The organism is Flavobacterium daemonense (assembly GCF_007341385.1).
GTDB classification, from domain to species: domain Bacteria; phylum Bacteroidota; class Bacteroidia; order Flavobacteriales; family Flavobacteriaceae; genus Flavobacterium; species Flavobacterium daemonense.
Window position 1 is genome coordinate 355,752 of the sequence record NZ_VJYD01000004.1, and the last position, 21,076, is coordinate 376,827.

Annotated in this window: 15 protein-coding genes; 7 read left to right on the forward strand and 8 right to left on the reverse strand. The window is 34.1% G+C overall.

Going from position 1 to position 21,076, the window contains the following annotated elements:
• Positions 1-253: 253 nt before the first annotated feature.
• Positions 254-634 (forward strand): DUF1573 domain-containing protein, encoded by a 381-nt coding sequence (locus FND99_RS07790; protein WP_144337409.1) that lies wholly within the window; start codon positions 254-256, stop codon positions 632-634.
• Between the two features lie 126 nt (positions 635-760).
• On the opposite strand, the gene FND99_RS07795 is transcribed toward FND99_RS07790, so the two are convergent.
• The 5 genes from FND99_RS07795 to FND99_RS07815 form a co-directional block, all read right to left on the reverse strand.
• On the reverse strand, positions 761-1,246 hold the full coding sequence (locus FND99_RS07795; protein ID WP_144337410.1) for a hypothetical protein: 486 nt from the start codon (positions 1,244-1,246) through the stop codon (positions 761-763).
• 147 nt (positions 1,247-1,393) lie between these two features.
• A complete protein-coding gene (locus FND99_RS07800) occupies positions 1,394-3,526 on the reverse strand; it encodes an OmpA family protein (RefSeq protein WP_144337411.1) in 2,133 nt (710 codons plus the stop codon).
• Between the two features lie 10 nt (positions 3,527-3,536).
• Positions 3,537-4,466: a PorP/SprF family type IX secretion system membrane protein gene (locus FND99_RS07805; RefSeq protein WP_144337412.1), complete on the reverse strand. Its 930-nt coding sequence runs from the start codon at positions 4,464-4,466 to the stop codon at positions 3,537-3,539.
• Positions 4,467-4,497: 31 nt separating this feature from the next.
• The gene (locus FND99_RS07810) at positions 4,498-7,125 is read right to left on the reverse strand and encodes a gliding motility-associated C-terminal domain-containing protein (RefSeq protein ID WP_144337413.1); all 2,628 of its coding nucleotides are present in this window, start codon (positions 7,123-7,125) and stop codon (positions 4,498-4,500) included.
• A gap of 147 nt (positions 7,126-7,272) precedes the next feature.
• A complete protein-coding gene (locus FND99_RS07815; RefSeq protein ID WP_144337414.1) occupies positions 7,273-8,598 on the reverse strand; it encodes a PDZ domain-containing protein in 1,326 nt (441 codons plus the stop codon).
• A gap of 123 nt (positions 8,599-8,721) precedes the next feature.
• On the opposite strand from FND99_RS07815, the gene FND99_RS07820 reads away from it, so the two are divergent.
• The 6 genes from FND99_RS07820 (at position 8,722) to lgt (ending at position 14,146) form a co-directional block, all read left to right on the forward strand.
• Positions 8,722-9,918 (forward strand): pyridoxal phosphate-dependent aminotransferase, encoded by a 1,197-nt coding sequence (locus FND99_RS07820; protein ID WP_144337415.1) that lies wholly within the window; start codon positions 8,722-8,724, stop codon positions 9,916-9,918.
• A gap of 184 nt (positions 9,919-10,102) precedes the next feature.
• Entirely contained in the window at positions 10,103-10,774 is a 672-nt protein-coding gene (gene folE, locus FND99_RS07825; protein WP_133525116.1) for a GTP cyclohydrolase I FolE, read from the forward strand.
• Between the two features lie 93 nt (positions 10,775-10,867).
• On the forward strand, positions 10,868-11,233 hold the full coding sequence (locus FND99_RS07830) for a four helix bundle protein (protein WP_144337416.1): 366 nt from the start codon (positions 10,868-10,870) through the stop codon (positions 11,231-11,233).
• An 83-nt stretch (positions 11,234-11,316) separates the two neighbouring features.
• On the forward strand, positions 11,317-12,795 hold the full coding sequence (cysS, locus tag FND99_RS07835) for a cysteine--tRNA ligase (RefSeq protein ID WP_144337417.1): 1,479 nt from the start codon (positions 11,317-11,319) through the stop codon (positions 12,793-12,795).
• A gap of 103 nt (positions 12,796-12,898) precedes the next feature.
• Positions 12,899-13,147, forward strand: a complete 249-nt coding sequence (yidD, locus tag FND99_RS07840) for a membrane protein insertion efficiency factor YidD (RefSeq protein ID WP_144337418.1) — start codon at positions 12,899-12,901, stop codon at positions 13,145-13,147.
• Between the two features lie 66 nt (positions 13,148-13,213).
• On the forward strand, positions 13,214-14,146 hold the full coding sequence (lgt, locus tag FND99_RS07845; RefSeq protein ID WP_144337419.1) for a prolipoprotein diacylglyceryl transferase: 933 nt from the start codon (positions 13,214-13,216) through the stop codon (positions 14,144-14,146).
• 545 nt (positions 14,147-14,691) lie between these two features.
• Here lgt and secDF read toward each other — a convergent pair.
• The 3 genes from secDF to gyrB form a co-directional block, all read right to left on the reverse strand.
• A complete protein-coding gene (gene secDF, locus FND99_RS07850; RefSeq protein WP_144337420.1) occupies positions 14,692-17,664 on the reverse strand; it encodes a protein translocase subunit SecDF in 2,973 nt (990 codons plus the stop codon).
• A gap of 228 nt (positions 17,665-17,892) precedes the next feature.
• Positions 17,893-18,828 carry a malate dehydrogenase gene (gene mdh / locus FND99_RS07855; RefSeq protein WP_144337421.1) on the reverse strand — a complete coding sequence of 312 codons (936 nt, stop codon included), beginning with the start codon at positions 18,826-18,828 and terminating at the stop codon, positions 17,893-17,895.
• A gap of 109 nt (positions 18,829-18,937) precedes the next feature.
• The gene (gene gyrB, locus FND99_RS07860) at positions 18,938-20,878 is read right to left on the reverse strand and encodes a DNA topoisomerase (ATP-hydrolyzing) subunit B (protein ID WP_144337422.1); all 1,941 of its coding nucleotides are present in this window, start codon (positions 20,876-20,878) and stop codon (positions 18,938-18,940) included.
• Between the last annotated feature and the right edge of the window lie 198 nt (positions 20,879-21,076).

Genomic DNA, 21,076 nt, shown 5'->3' on the forward strand with positions numbered 1-21,076 from the left:
CGTTTAATCGGCTTTGATCATTATAATTAAATTGACTTTTTAATTGCTTTTCTGCTCAATAACAATATTCGTAAAATCAATCCAAACGATTAAACAAATAAACGATTAAACAGTTAAACAAAAAATTGGTTCAATTTTTGTAATTATAACTGACAGCAAAAGTAAATAATTAAAGACACTATAAAAAGCGAATTATTAATTTGTGTGTTAATTAAAAGAATGTATATTTACTTACAATTTAAAATAATTTCAAATGAAAAATGTTGCCTCATTTATTGCAGTCGTATTGTTTAGCGCAATCGGTTATGCACAAAACGGCCCGAAAATTGAATTTTCGGCTCAGGACAATACGATTGATTATGGAAAAATTTCGAAAGGTGATAATGGAGTCCGCTCTTTTGAATTCACTAATACTGGCGATGCTCCGCTGTTAATTATTGGCGCAGAATCAACAGTTAGTTCGATTGTAGTTACTAAGCCAGCCGCTGCTATTGAGCCTGGAAAAAAAGGAAAAATTGATGTAAAATATAATATGGCTTCAGGGCCAATTCGTAAAACAATTACCGTTGAAACCAATGCTGTCAATTATCCTGACGGAAGGGTTGCCTTGAAAATCAAAGGTGAAGTTTTATAAAAAATTAAAATCTCAAAATACAAAAAGCCGTTTCTGAATTTAGAAACGGCTTTTTTATTTTTTTAATCGTTATAAGAATTAAACCCGACAGGTTTTTGAAACCTGTCGGGTTTGCATCAGAATATCTTATTTTTTATCAGCACATTCTGCGCTTTCGAATTTATATTTTACGCGATCAAAATCAATTGGCTTGTCTTTTACTAAATATGTAACTCCCATTGTAGTCTGCATCTCTCCTTTTCCTAAAATAAGCTGTTTGTCTCGTTTTAAAAACGCCATCGGATTTTTAAAAGTTTTGTTTTTATTGGTTACTTCAACAAAAGTATAGTCGGCAAATAAAGTATCTCCGTGAAATTCTCCTGCAATTTCTCCAGTCGTTTCTGTAGCTTGCGCCACTCTCATGTTCATATTACCTGATATTTTTCCGTTTTTCAGCGTATTCAATTTTAAATCAAGAGTATCTTTTTCATAAACTGCTCGATAACATTGCGTGCTTACAACTTTTTCGCCTTCGGCTTTTGCTGCTTCAATTTCTTTTTGTTTTTCTTCGTTTTTACAGCTTTGCAATCCAATGCAGGTAATAAGCAAACATGATAAGGCTATTTTTTTCATAATTTGATATTTTATTTGATACGGTTATTTTATAAAATTAAATAAAAAAGAATTCAACAAAAAGTGTTTTGCTAAATATTGATCATAAAAAGTAAACCCGACAGGTTTTTGAAACCTGTCGGGTTTATATAATGTTCCAAATCGTTTTTATAATTTCTTAATTACAAACTCAGATCTTCGGTTTAATTCGTGATCTTCTTCTGAGCAGGCATCATCAGTTTTGCATTTTATAATTGGCACCGATTCACCATAACCTTTAGCCGAAACTCTGCTTGCATTTATTCCCGACTGAATTATGAATTCTCTGGTAGAATTTGCTCTTTTTTGAGACAATTCTTCATTAAATTTAGCATTTCCTCGCGAGTCTGTATGAGAACCAATTTCGATTACCATTCCCGGATATTTGTTCATCAAAGCCACAACTCTGCCTAAAACCACTTTTGATTCTTTTCGGATGTACCACATATTGTAATCAAAATAAATAGGATCGGTTTTGATGACCAATCGATCTTTATTGTCTTTTACAACATCTTTTTCCTGTTTTAAAATCTCGGTTTCTTTCTCTTTTTTCTTGATTTGTTCGGCTTTTATTTCGTCATCTTTGGCTTTTTTAGCCGCTTCATTTAAAGCAATAATCGCTAGTGCTTCTTTTTTCTTCTTTTCTTCCTCTAAAAGAAGTTCTTGTTTTCTTTTGTTTTCAGCAATTTGTTTCTCTTCGAGTTTTATTGCTTCTAAAGATTTAAGTGCCAATGAACCATCGTTGGTAACATTCCTAGTTTTATCGATTGTTAATGTTCTAGATTCATTGGTATATTTTTCTTTAAAAGCAACAATCGTATATGAATTTTCGCAGGCAACTGTAAAACTGAATTTCCCATCGGCCGAAGTTGTAATTGTATTTAAAGTCTTTTTATCAGCATCTTGAAGCATTACAGTTGCATTTTCTAAAACTAATTTAGTATCAACATCTGTAATTGTTCCGGCGATAAACTGTTTACAATCTTCAACAATTAAATCTTTTGTTTCTTTAAATTGATAAATATCATCGCTTCCTTTTCCGCCATCACGATTTGATGCAAAAAAACCTTCTTTGGTATTGGCATCAATATTAAATGAAAAATCATCCAAATTTGAATTTAAAGGCAAACCGATATTTACTGGTTCTGAATATTCATTTCCTTTAATTTCTGAAACAAAAACGTCAAGCGATCCGTAACCCAAATGCCCGTCTGAAGAAAAATAAAGTTTATTATCAGAAGACACAAAAGGAAATTGCTCTCTTTTATCCGTATTAATTTCTGGACCCAAATTTTTAGGTGTATCAAATGCTCCTTTATTGATGTTTACCGAATAAATATCAAAAGAACCAACAGATCCCGGCATATCCGAAGAAAAATACAGTACTTTTTCATCTGCACTTAAAGCTGGATGCTCAACTGAATAATTTGGGCTGTTGAATGGAAGCGACACTATATTTGTCCATTTTCCGTCAACTAATTCGGCTTTGAAAATCTGCAGATTCGATACTTTTTGATCGTTTGTTTTTCTTGTTTTATTTTTAGAATTATTACGCGTGAAATAAACCGTTTTGCCATCTTTTGTAAAAACAGCATTTGATTCGTGCATTCCCGTTTTTAATTCTTCTGCAAAATAAGTTACGTTTGGTTCGGGCGCATTTACATCACTTAAAGGAACCGAAACTAAGTTTAAATACGTTTCATTGTCCCATTTGAATTTCTTGTCGAATAATCCTGGCTTCAATTTAACGGCTGCAAAAACCAAATTGTTTTTATACTTAACCGCTCCAAACTCCGAATTTGGTGTGTTTATTCCAAGATTTTTTATTTCGAATCGGTTACCAATTGCCGAAACATTCTCAAGCTCTTTCAGCTCTTTTTGAAAATAAACAGAATCTTTACTAGTCGTTGAAGACGCATAATATTTTTTCAGTGCTTCATTTGCATCATCATAACTATTTGTTGCTTTTAAAGTTTGAGCGTATCTAAAATAATATTCGCGATTCAAATCTTTATTATAATTCTTAAGCAGCAATCTGTAATAACGCTGTGCTTTTACTAGATTATTAGTGTAATAATAAGAGTCTGCCAAGTTTTTAATGACTTCCTGCGAAGGTTTTTCTTCGGCTAATTTTTCATATAAAGTTATGGCTTCGCTATAATAGGTCTTATCAAAAAAGCGTTTGGCTCTTGCCAATTCTTTATCTTGGGCGTTTATAAATTGTATTGAAAATACGAATATAATAACAAGCAGTTTTTTCATATTTTTCATTTTAAAAGAATCTAGGTGATTTATCATATCCTTTTCCTAATAAATCTAAATCGAACAGAAGCATAATTTCATGCGTCCCAGAATTAAACTGACCTAAATTTGAAAGTGTATAATCGTAGGCATAACCCACTCTAAGCGATGGCGTAACATTAAAATTAAATAAAGCACTCACCGAATCATCGATTCTATAAGCTGCACCAAATTCGAACTTTTCGTTGTACAAAACATTTGCAGTCAAATCAATAGACATAGGAGCCGCTTTTACAAATCTTGTCATAAAAGCTGGTTTCAACTTTAAATTATTGTTGATTTGAAAAACATAACCTCCGGTGAAAAACATATGAATTTCTTCTGCACCAAAAGCATTAACACCTGATTTTTCTTCGATATATTTCGACTTAATTAAATTAGGAGCCGAAAATCCGACATATAAATTATCTCTAAAATAATAAGCACCAACACCAATATTAGGTTTTGTAGCATTTATGTTTTGCGAAAAAGCAAAATCAGTTGCAGGATCGCTGAATTTGAACCCGTTGAAGTTTGTCTGCATTGATGACACTCCTGCTTTTAAACCTAGCGATAGTTTATTGTTTCCGCCTAAGTTCAATACATAAGCAAAATCAGCATAAATATTATTTTCTTTTTTTGCTCCATCTCCAATATCATCAGAAATAAAGGAAAGACCAACTTCAACTTTTTCAGATAAAGCAGTATGTCCAAAAAATGTAAATGTCTTTGGCGCTCCTACTGCCCCAACCCATTGTGTTCTATATAGCCCTCCAAAATTCATCATCAAAGGAGTTCCAGTTGCATAAGCCGGATTTACCACACTCATATTATACATATAATGCGTGTATTCAGGATCCTGCTGCGCTGAAACAGTCGTAAAGCAAAAGAGAAAAGTTATAAAGAGTATTATTTTTTTCATTTGAATCATTTTAAAATATTGCAAAATGGAATTATCGGTTTAAATAAAGGCGTCCTTGTATTGGCGGTTTATTGCCTTTATTAAACTGGAGTGTGTAAAAATAAACTCCGTTTGGCGCTATTCCATGAGCAAATCCGTCTGTTTGCCAGTTGGTTCCATCCCAGCCTGCTTTGTCTTTAAATCCTTCATACATTCTATTTCCATATCTATTGAAAATTTGCAGATAATAGTCCGGAAATAAAAAGTCAATATTAGGTATTACAAAAGTGTCGTTTACGCCATCACCATTTGGAGAAAATCCGTCAGGAATAAAAAAGTCAGGCGGAACGACGTCGCAATCTGTTAGTGAAACTACAACTTCAAGACTATCGTAAGAGAGACAATTTTCGGTTGTCGAAAAATCAAACCCATAATATTTCTTTTGATCAACTAAAGGCGTTGACGCAGGCAAAAGGTATCCGTTTTTAGGCGCATCATACCAAACCACAGACGATGGCACATTTGTATTATTTGATAAATCAGCAATTGTTGGAGCGTTTAAACCACAAAAATTCTGGCCATTTGTATTTAATTCAGGAGCAGGCGTGTCTCTTATGATAACCTTAAACATTGTTGCTGTCGAAGTACATGATAATGTCGTTTCGGTAACATAGTAGGTTTCACTTTTAAGCACATAAGTATTAGCGAGGGGCGTTGTCAATGTTGGTGAATTATACCACTTAAACTGTGTTCCGTTTGGTACCAAATTACCAATTGTAGCATTCTCCGACTTACAAAAAGACTGATCTGACACTGTTGGCGCAACCGGAATCGGATTTATAGAAAATATTGCTGCTGTACCATTTACGGCTATTTCGCAACCCGTAATATTATTTTTCAAATTAGAAACCGTAATTGTTGTTGAACCCGTATTTGCAAGCAAAGCAGCAGGAATAACAAAACTTGCATTACCGCTCACAGGTTTCAAAACAACCATTTGTACAGTTGCAACATTTGCACCGGAAAGTGAATATGACACCGTAACATCAGTTAAGGTTCCTAATCCTGAAACTGAAGCCGTAACAGCGCTTCCAAAACATACTGTTGTGGCTTGTATTCTGACATTTGAAGCGTTAGGTAAAGGATTCACAACAATAGTTCCCTGCACATTGGCGTTATTTGTACAGCCCGAAATTGTATGAGTAATCTTAACAATTTGAATCGTTCCATTTCCGCTTTGAGCGTTTAGAATGGCTGGTACTGAAAATGTTGCATTTCCGCCAGCAAAAGTGGCTGTCGCGGTTTGCGATGATGCATTATTGACACCCGAAATATTATAAAGAATGGTATATGTTCCATCTACAATCTTTACAGCATCAGTTATATTAACTGGAGTATCAGTATTTTGACAAGTATTTACAGGCGTAATTTTTGCACCTGCCAAATCGGGAATTGGGAATATATTTACAACTTCTGAAAGATTAAAAATGTTTTGGCAAGCTCTTTCACTATTTGTCGCATAAAGATTTGTAATAACGACATTGTAGCTGCCCACTTTCTGAAAATATTCTGATTTTAATGGAAAAACGAAAACACCATTAATAAAGTTTCCCGGTAAAGTTTCACTTCCGCCATTTGGACCAGAAACAGTGAATGATACATTGTAATCGCCATTAGGGATTACGGCAGGCCCTTTTGTAATAGTTGCCGTATAAGTTGCCGTAGGTATTTCGGTTTCGCAGATATTATTGGCGTCGATTTTAAGTTTTGCTCCGGTAAAATCGAGTTTTTGTTCTAAGGTAATTCGAACAGTTGTAGCTACATCTGAACATATTGGATTTTTGGATTTAACGGTATAAGTAAAAAAATAATTTCCTAAGCCGCGCGTATTATAAATTCTTTGAACATTAACATTATGATCTCCCACAAATGTCAACTCGCCAGTATTATTGACATCTGTCCATGTTCCTCCTGGGTCTTGATTCGAAAGCAAATTATTTAAATCATAATCGGTATAACCCGTCAAACCGTCGGTCGCACATAATCCTAAATTAGAACCTTTTCCTGATTTTGGTGCTTTAAAAATTGTTACTACTGCCGTTGATGACATTGCGGAACATGTACCTATTGCGGGCATGGTATAAGTGTATTGAAAAGTTCCTTCGGTATCCGTAACATTTATAACTGGATCTACATATTGATTTGTGGTATCGTTGTGCCACTTCCCGTTTGATTGAGGTCCTAAATATAATCCGTTGAAAGCAGAAAAAAGATTAAACTGTTGCACAGCACTACACACAGAAACATTTGGAGAAGTTACTCCAGAATAGCCGCCAATTGTCACAGTAACAATAGCCTCATTATCACGGCAAAGCCCAATTCCATCAACTGTATAAAGATATCTAAACTTTCCGCTTTGTGTAATCAACTGTGCATTTAAAATTCCCGTATCAGAATCTAAGCCACCAGAACCATCAAGATCTGTCCAAACACCTCCCGAAAGCGGAGATCCTGTCAATTGCGCAAATAAGTTGATTGTTTTACTGCTCGCCGCCGGAATATCGCAAACCGTCAACGCTCCATCATCACCTGCACATTGCGCGTAAATAGTATTAGGGATTACCAATAAAAAAAGAAAAAAGAGACTAATTCTTAGGAAATTAATGTAATTTTTGACCATAAATTTGTTTTTGGCTAAACATTATAATTTGAGGCAATATGAAAAGAATAAAACAATTTAACAATTATTTTATCACAAATTTACACTTGCGTTTCAAAAATAGTGATTCTATTGTTTATGACCCAAAAAACTTTCTAAAATGTCTTATTAAAGTTCGTCCTCAAGTTTAAATCTAAACTTAAGTATCAAGCTGTTGCGCTCTACTTCAAGCGTTATCCAGACATCATCCTCCGATTTTAAAAGATTATTTATTTGCTGCAAAGAATATTTGTATGGAACCGCGTTATTTATGCTGACAATTATATCGCCTTTTTGCAGACCACATTTTTCAGCTGCAGAATTTTTACGAATGTTTACAATCTCGTAAACTGGTTTCAATGAAAATTTATATTTGAAATTATCATCTTTTTTGCCTTCATAATTTACATCAGATAGTGAATTTGCGACTTGTACAGTCTCTAGATGCACCGTTTCCTGAACCCACTGCAATCCGTTGTGTTGTACCGTTATACCACTTTTATTGTAAGTAAATGGTTCAGAGAATTTACTATTTTTTTTGAGGTAAAGTTTCTGATTTGCATAATCTAAAACTACTGTAAAGCGTTTTAAAACCTCACCTCCTATAGAACCGATACGTCCTGGAACCATCTTCACATTTCGAATGGAAGTGGAATCAGGAAAGGAAACAATCGGGTTTTTAAAATCAAATTCGTCAACAGAAAATTTAGCAATTTTAGCACGATGCCCTTCAATATCACCACTAAAGCCTTTTCCTAAAAAGTCGGGGAAATTTTTCTTAGGCAACTTGATTTTATCATTTTGAAAAATCCAAAAAGCATCACTGTTGCCAATGTCAATGAGCAGTTTGGCGGGAACTTCAACACTATCAACAACAGCTTTTGTTGTAATATAAGGCTTGGATCGTTCTATAGAAATTGGAATTTCTTTAAATTTTTTATCTAATTTTTCTCTAACCTGATTATTATTCTGATAAACATATACTTTTTTCTTTGCGTAATTGATTTCAACTAAATTATTTCTGAAAAACTTGTATCCAATAATACCATTTACAGGAATCCCAATATGTGACGACAAATTAAAACTCTGATCTAAAATAATATAAACCAAATGATTGCTGGATTTTATTCCATGCGTTTCTAAAATATTGTTAGTCGATTTCAGTCCTTCAATTTCCTCTTCGCTTCCTAAACCTCTCAATTTGACTTTTACGACATTATTAAAACTGACTCCCTTTTGCTCTTCCATACTAAACAAAATGGTTTCTTCTACACCTGAATCCAATAGGAAATTCAATTCTACTCCGTTTACTTTTATCGGAATAAAAACAAGGTTATTTATCAGTTTAAATGGGATTGTGACCTTAGTGGTGTGACCCTGAATCAAAAAATCATCTTGAGCCCAAATGTTAAAAGATGCCAAAAGCCCAAAAAACAACATGAAATATTTTTTCATTGCTAATATTTTCATATAAAATTAATAAAAATATTGATAATTGTTACATTTCACTAAGACCTCATAATGTTTACGTTAAATTGGAAAAAAAAATGCAAATTTGCACTTCAATAATTTATACTCATGCCAACAATTTCACACAAAGGCAGAAACATGCCTGAATCTCCGATACGCAAGCTGGCTCCTTTTGCAGATTTAGCAAAGAAAAAAGGACACAAGGTGTATCACTTAAACATTGGTCAACCGGATATCAAGACACCCGAAGTGGCCATCGAGGCGGTAAAAAATATTGATTTAACTCTTATAGAATACAGTCCCTCTGCAGGATATGAAAGCTATAGAAAAAAATTAGCAAAATTTTACCAGCGCCAAAATGTAAACGTTAACTCAGAAGACATCATTGTAACAACTGGTGGCTCTGAAGCCTTACTTTTTGCACTGGCCACAATTACAGATCCAGGAGATGAAATTATTATTCCTGAGCCTTTTTATGCTAATTACCACGCATTTGCATCTTCAACGAGTGCAACTGTAGTGCCTCTCGTTTCTACAATCGAAACGGCATTTGCATTGCCAAGCATTGAAGAAGTCGAGAAATTGATTACACCTAAAACAAAAGCCATTCTGATTTGCAATCCTGGAAATCCGACTGGATATTTATATTCTGAAACAGAAATCAAACAACTGGCAAGCTTGATCAAAAAACATGACTTGTATTTAATTGCTGATGAAGTATATCGTGAATTTCTTTATGACGGAGATGATGTGCATTTTTCTGTAATGAATCTTGAAGATGTACAGCAAAATGTCATCATGGTTGATTCTGTTTCAAAACGTTACAGTATGTGTGGCGCAAGAATTGGCTGTTTGGTTACTAAAAACAAAGAGGTTTTAGCAACAGTAATGAAATTTGCTCAAGCACGTTTAAGTCCGCCAACAATAGAGCAGATTGCTTGTGAAGCTGCAATTGACACGCCTCAAAGTTATTTTGACGAAGTAATTGCCGAATATAAAGAACGTCGCAACACTTTAATTTCAGAATTAAATAAAATCGATGGTGTTATTGTAACGAAGCCAAAAGGTGCTTTCTACTGCATTGTTCAACTGCCAATTGCAGATTCTGATGATTTTGCGCAATGGCTTTTAGAAAGTTACAATCTAAACGGAGAAACGGTTATGATTGCTCCTGCAAAAGGATTTTATTCAACTCCAGGAATGGGCTTGAATCAAGTTCGAATTGCTTATGTTTTAAACAAAAAAGATCTAATTACGGCTGTAGGCATTTTAAAAGAAGCTTTGCAGGTGTACAACAATAGATAAACAAACTAAACTTAAACTTTCAAAAGACAATAACTATTTCTGTTATTGTCTTTTGTTTTTTGATCAATTTTAAATTATCTACAAAAAGGATCGATTAAATAATAAAAACCATAGAAAAGGTTTCCCATTTATTAATTATCTTTACCGCCTTAAAAAGATATACCCATTATAATAGTAGTTTTTAATGATAAACAACGAAGATTTTTTAGACGAAATAGGTGACAGTCATTTCAGCAGTAATGCAAAAAACCCTCTAAGAGCGGACGCTTTTGACATAACTGATGAAGAAAAAATAGAAAAAATTAAAAAAGATGTTGAAAACATTCTGCAAACACTTGGAATGGATTTGACGGATGACAGCATAAAAGGCACTCCAAACCGTGTGGCTAAAATGTTTGTAAAAGAAATTTTTGGTGGTCTAAACCCTGCAAAGCAGCCAAAAGCTTCGACTTTCGACAATAATTACAAATATGGCGAAATGTTGGTAGAAAAAAACATTACTGTTTATTCTACTTGCGAACACCATTTACTGCCAATTATCGGGCGCGCTCACGTTGCTTATATTTCAAGCGGAAGAGTTATTGGCTTATCAAAAATGAACCGTATTGTTGAATATTATGCTAAAAGACCTCAAGTACAAGAGCGTTTAACCATGCAGATTGTTCAAGAACTTCAAAAAGCTTTAGGAACTGAAGACGTAGCTTGCGTTATTGACGCAAAACATCTTTGTGTAAACTCAAGAGGAATTAAAGATATCGAAAGCAGCACTGTAACATCTGAATTCGGCGGAAAATTCAAAGATCCTCAAACTAAGAGAGAATTTCTTGATTACATCAAACTTGAAACACAATTCTAGTTTAATCGGTAAATCGTTAATTTGTTTAATCGGTTCATTGAACTTATTTTTTCGATTAAACGATTAAACAAATCAACAATTAAACAGAAAAGAATGTACATTTTTTCATTCGAAAAACTAGAAGTTTGGCAAAATGCTAGAATGTTTATTTTGGATATTTATAAATTAACTAGTAAATTTCCATCAAATGAATTATTCGGAATAACATCTCAAATAAAAAGAAGTTCATCATCTATTGCAACAAACATTGCAGAAGGAACTTCAAGAAATACAAATAAAGATAAAGCACATTTTTTAACGATATCTTATTCATCTGCAATGGAAACTTTGAATCATTTAATTATTTCAAAAGATTTAAATTATGTTTCTGAAGCGGAATATGTAGAATCTCGTGAAAAAATTGAAAAAATCTGCAATCAGATAAACAGTTTAAAAAAATACTATCTTTCTAAAGAATAAGACGAAGTAAATTAAAACGATCAAACGTTTACACGATTAAACAAATCAACAGTTAAACGATTAAACGGTTAAACATTAATTTTATGCCATTATATACAACACAGCCCTTAAAAATATACAACTCACTTTCGGGTGAAAAAGAAAATTTCAAACCAATCCATGAAGGAAATGTTGGAATGTATGTTTGCGGTCCAACGGTTTATAGCAATGTGCATTTAGGAAACGTGAGAACTTTCATGTCTTTTGACATTATTTTCAGATACTTTTTACATCTGGATTACAAAGTTCGCTACGTTCGTAATATTACCGATGTTGGCCATATTGTAGATGATGTTGACGAGGGTGAAGACAAAATTGCAAAAAAAGCACGATTAGAACAATTAGAACCGATGGAAGTTGTACAGCGCTATACTGTAGATTTTCACGATATTTTAAAAGCGTTCAACTTTTTACCTCCAAGCATCGAGCCAACTGCAACTGGACATATAATTGAACAGATCGAAATCATCAAAAAAATTATCGACAAAGGAATTGGCTATGTTGCCAATGGATCAGTTTATTTTGATGTTGTAAAATATAACGAAACCAATAATTACGGAATTTTGAGCGGTAGAAATATCGAAGATATGCTGGCAAATACTCGTGATCTTGATGGACAATCAGATAAAAGAAATCCGCAGGATTTTGCACTTTGGAAAAAAGCAGAACCAGAACATATCATGAGATGGCCTTCACCTTGGAGCGATGGTTTTCCGGGCTGGCACTTAGAATGTACTGCAATGAGTACAAAATACTTAGGCAATCATTTTGATATTCACGGTGGCGGAATGGATTTGAAATTCCCACACCACGAATGTGAAATTGCTCAAAACGAAGCTTGCACAGGACAGTCACCAGTAAATTACTGGATGCACGCCAATATGCTTACTTTAAACGGTAAGAAAATGGCAAAATCTACCGGAAATAATATTTTGCCAGGCGAAATTCTAAGTGGCGACAATACCATTTTAAGCAAAGCATTTTCTGCATCGGTAACAAGATTTTTCATGCTTCAAGCGCACTACAGAAGTATTTTAGACTTTTCTGATGATGCTATTACAGCAGCCGAAAAAGGTTATAAAAGATTAATGGAAGCTCTAGATGCTTTGCCAGCAATCAACGCAGGCAAAACAAGCTCTATTGATTTCAATGCATGGAAACAGTCATGTTATGATGCAATGAACGACGACTTTAACACGCCAATTTTAATTGCGCAGTTATTTGAAAGCGTTCGCTATATCAATTTGCTTAAAGACGGAAAAGAAACCATTTCTGCCGAAGATCTAAAAACATTTACAGCCGCAATTAATGCTTTTGTATTTGACGTTTTAGGACTAAGTGATGAAAAAGGTGCTGACAGCAACAACGACAAATTAGAAGGTGTTGTAAACATGCTTATCGGAATGAGAAATCAAGCCAGAGCCGATAAAAATTTCGCCCTTTCAGATCAAATTCGTGATCAGTTGATCGCTTTAGGAATTCAGCTGAAGGACGGCAAAGAGGGAACTTCTTTTAGTATCTAATAAAAAGTGTTCAGTAATCAGTTCAAAGTTGACAGATTAAATACTTTAACTGATTACTAAATACTGATCACTGAGCACTAACGATCACTGAACACTAAAAAATATGTTTTCAAAAATTCTGATATATCCATTTGTAATGCTCGTGCGCTTTTATCAAACCGCTATTTCGCCGTTTACACCAGCGTCATGCCGCTTTGAGCCAACATGCTCCAGCTATATGATTGAAGCATTGCAAAAACATGGATTATTTTATGGAGGATATTTAGGAATCAAACGTATTTTGAGCTGTCATCCGTGGGGAAGAACCGGCTACGATCCTGTTCCAGAAAAGAAATGTTCACACAAACATTAACTTTTTATAAATAGGAACTCTGCTTTAAATATTTATTTTTACAATTAATAAAAAACACAATATTACATGACACACGCCTTAAACATGGTTTGGAATCCTTCTGAAGGAATAAATCTGGGATTTTTTATGATTCGTTATTACAGTTTAATGTTCGTAATTGCTTTTGGATTGGGTTGGTTCCTAATGAAAAAGATTTTCGAACGCGAAAATGAATCGCTTGACAAACTGGATTCTTTATTTGTTTGGACCGTTTTAGCCACTTTAGCTGGTGCTCGTTTAGGACATGTTTTCTTTTATGACTGGGAATATTTCAGAAATCATTTGCTTGAAATTTTCTTGCCATTCCGTTTTGAACCAAAATTTGAATTTACAGGATATCAAGGTTTAGCAAGCCATGGAGCAGCGATTTCAATTATTGTTGCAATGTATTTTTACAGCAAAATGGTTTTAAAACGTCCGTTATTATGGATTTTAGACCGCGTTGTTATTCCAGTTGCTAGTGGCGCGATATTCGTTCGTTTAGGAAATTTTTTCAATTCTGAAATTATTGGGCACGAAACAACTTCGCCATTCGGAATTCGTTTTTTGCATGATACATTCAGTAAATCAGAAGCTGCTAACGCAACCCGTATTGCCGATCCAAAAGAAGCATACAACGCAATCGCACATGACCCAAAATTTGCCGATTTATTAGCTCAGGTTCCTGCAAAACACCCAACACAATTATATGAAGCATTCTGCTATATTTTTGTATTCGCGATTTTATACTTTTTATATTGGAAAACAAATGCAAGACTTAAATCTGGATTATTATTCGGATTATTCCTTGTTCTTCTATTCGTAGTACGTTTCATCGTTGAATTTGTAAAAGAAAGCCAAGGTGGTTTTGAAAGCGAGTTAGGTTATTTTTCAACAGGACAATGGTTAAGCATACCATTTATAATCATCGGTCTTTTCTTTATCATTAGAGCACAAAGAAATCCGCTAGCTACATCATAAAAAAAAAAATTAAAAATATATAAACGCCCAATATTAAATTATTGGGCGTTTTTTTTATATACACATTTCTAAGATTCATATTTGGCTTTAGAAGCAGAAATAAATTTTTCCAAAACAACTTTCAGTCCCGCTGTCCGCTATATCTTTTTATCCGCAAAAAAGCAGATAAAAAGGATACCGCTCCCATCGGGGCTAGAATAGACTTTCTTGTTTTCGAAAGACCTTTTAGCAAAACTGCAAAAAAAAACTTAGTATCACGCTAATAAACAAAATTACGCCACAAGCAAATCACTCAAACAAATTGGCAAAACCCACTCTATGAGCACTTAAAACTTAAATACAGCTTCTTTTCTTGCTTTTGCAAATCTTCATAAAAACTCAAAAAATATCTACTCTTAAAATTAAATTAGCAATAAAAAAGATCACACTTAAATTTCCAACAAAAAGCTTGGCTTTAAAACCAAAGAAATTCAAAAATCAATTCCTATAAAACAAAAAAGATCCAGCTTTCGCTGGATCTTTTTCTATAGTAACTAAGGTTCTAATTAAGCCTTGTTATGTTTTTCTTCGATTGTATGTTTATCATCTTTAGAAATCGTGTCAACCAATACTGGCGTCGCGATAAATAATGAAGAATAAGTACCTACAACAATACCAATTAACATCGCGAAGATAAATCCTCTGATTGATTCACCACCAAAGATAAACATCGTTAATAATACGATAATCATCATTAATGAAGTATTCAATGTTCTTGATAATGTAGTGTTAATAGATGCATTTACAATATCTTCAAAACTACCTTTACGGTTTCCAATGATAAACTCTCTAATTCTATCAAATACAATTACAGTATCGTTCATTGAGTAACCAATTACGGTAAGAATTGCAGCGATAAAGTGCTGATCCATTTCCATGTGGAAAGGCATGAATTTATAGCATAAAGAGTAGATTCCTAATACAAAGATAACGTCGTGCGCAACAGCTGCAATCGCACCTAATGAATATTGCCATTTACGGAAAGAGATCATTAAGTATAAGAAGATAACTGCCATAGCACCAAGAACTGCCCAGTATGAGTTAGTTTTGATATCTTCAGAGATAGAAGCTCCAACTTTAGAAGCTTGCAATACCCCTACTTTTTTACCATCATAAGAGTTGATGAATTTATCGTAAGTAGTATTTGGGTAGTACTTCTGTAAAGCTTGATATAATTTTTGGTTTACTTCCTCATCGATAGCAACACCATCTTCTTTAATTTTATATTTAGTTGTAATTTTCAACTGATCATCATCACCTAAAACTTTAGCCTCAACTGGAGTTCCAAAAGCAGCCGATAATTCATCTGAAATTACAGTAGCATCGATTGGTTTTTCAAATTTAACTTGGAAAGTTCTACCTCCAACAAAATCTACACCTTCATCTAATCCGTTAACGAAGAAGATAGAAACTAAACTCACTACAACTACAATTGAAGAGAAGATATAAGTGAATTTTTTGATTTTAATAAAGTCAAAGTGGAAATTAGTAAACCAGTTTTTAGTAATGTTTGTAGAGAAAGTCAAATCTGCTTTTCCTGCAATATTTCTGTCGATAAAAATTCTAGCAATAAAAATTGATGTAAACAAAGAAGTTACAATACCAATTAATAATGTTAATGCGAAACCTTTAATTGGTCCTGTTCCAAAAATAAACAAGATAGCTCCAGTTAAAACGTGAGTTACGTTTGCATCAATAATAGAACGCATTGCACCGTGCCATCCGTAAGAAGTTACAACCGCCTCAGATAAAGATTTACCTTCACGCAATTCCTCTTTTGCTCTTTCAAATATAATAATGTTGGCATCTACCGCAGTACCCAATGTTAATACGATACCTGCAATACCTGGCAATGTCAATACAAAACCAAAACTTGCCATAATTCCGAACAAGAATAGTAAGTTCAATAATAATGCAAGGTTAGCGTACCATCCTGCTTTACCATAATAGAATACCATCCATAAACAAACTAATAAAAACCCAATTACAGATGAAATAGTACCTGCATCAATTGCAGCTTGACCTAAAGATGGTCCAACAACAGTTGACTGAATAATATCTGCAGAAGCTGGTAATTTACCTGCATTTAATACGTTAGCTAAATCTTTAGTTTCTGCTACATCAAAAGAACCCGTAATTTCAGATCTTCCTCCAGCGATTGGTCCGCTTGTAACTCCAGGAGCAGAATAAACAATATCATCTAAAACAATAGCAATATAACCTTTTTGATTGAAAGCTCTTCCTGTCAATTCTTCCCAAACTTTCGCACCTTGGCTGTTCATTTGCATAGAAACAGCTGGTTTTCCTAATTGATCAAAAGTATCTTTTGCATCAGTAACAACACCACCGCTCATAGCAGGAACGTTATCTCTGTTACCTTTTAAAGCATATAATTCTACTGCTTCAACTTCTTTTCCTTTAGCATCTTTTAATGTAGTTGGCTTACTCCAAACAAATTTTGCATTGTGTTGGTCAGCACCCAATAAAATTCTGATATCTGCTCTTTTGAAGTAAGCATTAACAGTTGCAGTATCTTTAGGAGCAAAGTATCCTAAAACTGGTCCACCACCTTGACCAATCATTTTGTCAAATAATGGATTGTTTCCTTTTTTAGTATCAACAGAATCTTTAGCATCAGTCAATAAAGCATTCAATGAATCTTTAGCAACAGTTTTAGTTTCAGTTTTCTTAACTTCAGTTTTTTTCAAAGCCTCATTAGAAGCTACTAAGAAGTTTCCGATTTCCTCAATTTTAAAAGTTTCCCAAAACTCTAATTGAGCTTTTCCACCTAATAATTTTTTGATTCTATCAACATCTTTAGCACCTGGAAGCTCTACTAAGATTCTTCCTGTTTCTCCTAATTTCTGGATATTTGGCTGTGTTACACCAAATTTGTCGATACGCTCTCTTAATACTTTGTAAGCACTCTCAACAGATTCGTCAACTTTTCTTTTAATTACTTTTTGAGCTTGCGCATCAGTCATTTGAAAATCAATTCCACCTTCTCCTTGTAAACTTCTGTTTGCAAAAATATCTGGTGAAGCTAATTTTGTAGTTCCGTTTGAATTTGCTTCAAAAGCTTCGAAGAACTTATTTAAATACGTTTTGTTTCCTTCTAAATTTGCAGTTGCATCAGCTAATGATTTATTAAATACTGGATTTTTAGAATTATTTGCTAAACCTTTTAAAACGTCTTTAATAGAAATTTGAAGAATTACGTTGATTCCTCCTTCTAAGTCAAGACCTTTATTCAGTTGCTTGTTTTTTACTTCATTATAAGTAAAATCCGTAAAACCAAGATCAAATACTTTCTCTTTACCAATAGAATCTAAATATTTTAGCTCTTTATCAGGATTATCTCCTGCAAAAGCTTTAGCCTCACCTTTGACATTATTTGCCACAAAAGTGAATGAAAGTTGGTAAATACTTACCAATGCAAATAGAATTGCGAAAAATTTAATAAGTCCTTTATTCTGCATTATTACTAAAAATTAATTATGTTTTATTGTTTGTTTTTGGTTCTAAATTCCCTAAAAATAAGCCCTGACATGAGATTTTAAAACTAAAAAATCGAGATCACGAATTACAACATTTTTTTTAAACCGAGCAAATATATAATTCTCGAAATGATTAAGCAATTTATTTATTAATTAATCTCAAAAAAAAGACTGCAAAAGTGCAGCCTTTTCTTTTTTTTACTGTTTTTATTATACTAAAATCGACTTTAGAGCATCATTCATGTTACGAACTGCATCTGCACTTTTCGAAAATAATGCCTTCTCCTGGTCGTTTAAATCAATATCTACAATTTCTTCAACCCCGTTTTTACCGATTATACACGGCACTCCAATACAGATATCGCTCTGTCCATATTCGCCTTCAACAAAAACTGAACAAGCAATCATTTTTTTCTGATCGTTCAAAATACTATCCACTAAATACGCTACAGAAGCTCCTGGAGCATACCAAGCCGATGTCCCCAAAAGACCCGTCAAAGTTGCACCACCAACCATTGTATCGGCAGCTACTTTTTGAAGCACTTCTTCTGAAAGAAATTGCGTAACCGGAATACCATTATAAGATGCTAAACGCGTTAACGGAATCATAGTCGTATCGCCATGACCTCCAATTACCATTGCTGAAATATCATTTGCAGGTTTATCCAGCGCCAATGAAAGATACGTTCTAAAACGTGAGCTGTCTAATGCGCCGCCCATACCTATTATTCTGTTTTTTGGAAGACCTGTTGCTTTTAAGGCCAAATATGTCATTGTATCCATCGGATTCGAAACAACAACAATTATTGTATTGGGAGAATATTTAAGTACATTTTCGGCAACTGTTTTTACAATTCCCGCATTGATACCAATTAATTCTTCTCTTGTCATTCCTGGTTTTCTTGGAATTCCAGATGTAATTACTACTACATCACTTCCAGCAGTTTTAGAATAATCGTTGGTCACACCAGACACTTTGGTATTAAAACCTGTGTTTGTGGCACATTGCATAATATCCAACGCTTTACCTTCGGCAAAACCTTCTTTAATATCCAACAATACTACCTCGCTGGCAATTCCTCTATAAGAAATAACATCTGCACAAGTAGCTCCAACATTTCCTGCTCCTACAATGGTAACTTTCATATTTTATACTTTATCGGTTATTAATTTGTCTATTCCTTAAACAGACAATTCGTTTAATTGTCTAGTAAATTTAAACAATTAAACGAATTGGAATTATTAAATTTTCATTTTATGCGTCAATATTTGCGTAAACCGCATTTTTCTCGATAAATTCTCTACGAGGCGGTACTTCATCCCCCATTAACATTGAGAAAACACGGTCAGCTTCAGCAAGACTATCGATTGTTACTTGGCGCAAAGTTCTGAATTCTGGATCCATTGTAGTTTCCCATAATTGCTCCGCGTTCATCTCTCCAAGACCTTTATAACGCTGAATATTAGCACTTCCGCCCATTCTTTCATTTGCTTGATCACGTTGAACATCGTTCCAAGCATATTCTTTTTTATTTCCTTTTTTAACTAAGTATAAAGGTGGCGCCGCAATATATACGTGTCCTTCTTCAATAAGCTCTTTCATGAAACGGAAGAAGAACGTTAATATTAAGGTAGAAATGTGGCTACCATCGACATCGGCATCACACATGATGATTACCTTATGATATCTTAGTTTTTCAATATTTAATGCTTTACTGTCTTCTGCTGTACCAACTGTTACTCCTAAAGCTGTAAAGATGTTTCTAATCTCTTCGTTTTCGAACACTTTATGGTGCATCGCTTTTTCAACATTCAAAATCTTACCTCTCAATGGCAAAATAGCTTGAAAGTTACGGTCACGTCCTTGTTTTGCAGTTCCACCCGCCGAATCTCCCTCGACCAAGTAAACCTCACATCTTGCAGGATCTTGCTCAGAACAATCTGATAATTTTCCTGGCAATCCTCCACCGCCCATAACGGTTTTACGCTGTACCATTTCACGCGCTTTTTTAGCAGCGTGGCGAGCTTGTGCAGCCAAGATTACTTTTTGGATGATAACACGAGCATCATTTGGATTTTCCTCCAAATAATTTTCAAGCATTTCTCCAACTGCTTGAGAAACTGGAGAAACTACTTCTCTGTTTCCAAGTTTTGTTTTTGTCTGTCCTTCAAACTGAGGCTCTGCTACTTTTACCGAAATAATCGCTGTCAAACCTTCACGGAAGTCATCTCCAGAAATTTCAAATTTCAGTTTATCCAACATTCCAGAAGCATCTGCATATTTTTTAAGTGTTCTTGTCAAACCACTTCTAAAACCTTGTAAATGCGTTCCTCCTTCGTGTGTATTGATATTATTTACATAAGAGAAAATATTCTCTGTGTAACTTGTATTATAGATCAAAGCAACTTCAACCGGGATTTCACCTTTTTCGTGATCCATACTGATTACGTGAGAAATAATTGGCTCACGGTTACCATCTAAATAACGGATATATTCTTTTAATCCTTCATCAGAATGGAAAACTTCGCTTTTGAATTCGCCTTTTTCATTAACTTCTCTTTTGTCTGTAAAAGTAATGGTGATTCCTTTGTTTAAGAAAGAAAGCTCACGCATACGAGCCGACAAAGTATCATAAGAGAACTCTGTAGTTTGTGTAAAAATGGTATTATCAGGGTAAAATGTCTGACGAGTACCTCTTTTATCTGTTTCTCCGATTTGTTTTACCGGATATAATGATTTTCCTCTTTCATATTCCTGTTCGTAGATTTTTCCATCTCTAAAAACAGTCGATTTCATATGAACCGAAAGTGCGTTTACAACCGAAACCCCAACACCGTGAAGACCTCCAGAAACTTTATATGAATCTTTATCAAATTTACCTCCGGCACCAATTTTAGTCATTACAACCTCAAGTGCAGAAACGCCTTCTTTTTTATGTAAATCTACTGGAATACCACGACCGTTGTCCTCAACTGTAATCGAACCGTCTTCATTAATAGCAACTCCAATTGTGTCGCAATGACCTCCCATCGCCTCATCAATAGAGTTGTCAACTACTTCATAAACCAAATGATGAAGCCCTCGAACCCCCACATCTCCAATATACATCGATGGACGCATTCTTACGTGCTCCATTCCTTCTAATGCCTGAATACTATCTGCTGAATAATTGTTCTTCTTGATTTCTTCGCTCATATAATTTATTCTAAAAAAATGTAATTATTGTCTAACACGCAAATATATAAAAACGCGGATTATATATCCGTTAAAATAGCATTTAAAGCGCTTAAGTTATTAACATATTATCAAAAAAAGGCAATAAAAAAAAGAACATTCAATTTAAATTCTTATTATTTCTTCGTGAAGCATCGCGACCAAAACTCAAAAAAACAA

Coding starts and splice junctions, on each gene's coding strand:
- FND99_RS07790 (WP_144337409.1), top strand. CDS start 254: ATGAAAAATGTTGCCTCATTTATTGCAGTCGTATTGTTTAGCGCAATC.
- FND99_RS07795 (WP_144337410.1), bottom strand. CDS start 1,246: ATGAAAAAAATAGCCTTATCATGTTTGCTTATTACCTGCATTGGATTG.
- FND99_RS07800 (WP_144337411.1), bottom strand. CDS start 3,526: ATGAAAAAACTGCTTGTTATTATATTCGTATTTTCAATACAATTTATA.
- FND99_RS07805 (WP_144337412.1), bottom strand. CDS start 4,466: ATGAAAAAAATAATACTCTTTATAACTTTTCTCTTTTGCTTTACGACT.
- FND99_RS07810 (WP_144337413.1), bottom strand. CDS start 7,125: ATGGTCAAAAATTACATTAATTTCCTAAGAATTAGTCTCTTTTTTCTT.
- FND99_RS07815 (WP_144337414.1), bottom strand. CDS start 8,598: ATGAAAAAATATTTCATGTTGTTTTTTGGGCTTTTGGCATCTTTTAAC.
- FND99_RS07820 (WP_144337415.1), top strand. CDS start 8,722: ATGCCAACAATTTCACACAAAGGCAGAAACATGCCTGAATCTCCGATA.
- folE (WP_133525116.1), top strand. CDS start 10,103: ATGATAAACAACGAAGATTTTTTAGACGAAATAGGTGACAGTCATTTC.
- FND99_RS07830 (WP_144337416.1), top strand. CDS start 10,868: ATGTACATTTTTTCATTCGAAAAACTAGAAGTTTGGCAAAATGCTAGA.
- cysS (WP_144337417.1), top strand. CDS start 11,317: ATGCCATTATATACAACACAGCCCTTAAAAATATACAACTCACTTTCG.
- yidD (WP_144337418.1), top strand. CDS start 12,899: ATGTTTTCAAAAATTCTGATATATCCATTTGTAATGCTCGTGCGCTTT.
- lgt (WP_144337419.1), top strand. CDS start 13,214: ATGACACACGCCTTAAACATGGTTTGGAATCCTTCTGAAGGAATAAAT.
- secDF (WP_144337420.1), bottom strand. CDS start 17,664: ATGCAGAATAAAGGACTTATTAAATTTTTCGCAATTCTATTTGCATTG.
- mdh (WP_144337421.1), bottom strand. CDS start 18,828: ATGAAAGTTACCATTGTAGGAGCAGGAAATGTTGGAGCTACTTGTGCA.
- gyrB (WP_144337422.1), bottom strand. CDS start 20,878: ATGAGCGAAGAAATCAAGAAGAACAATTATTCAGCAGATAGTATTCAG.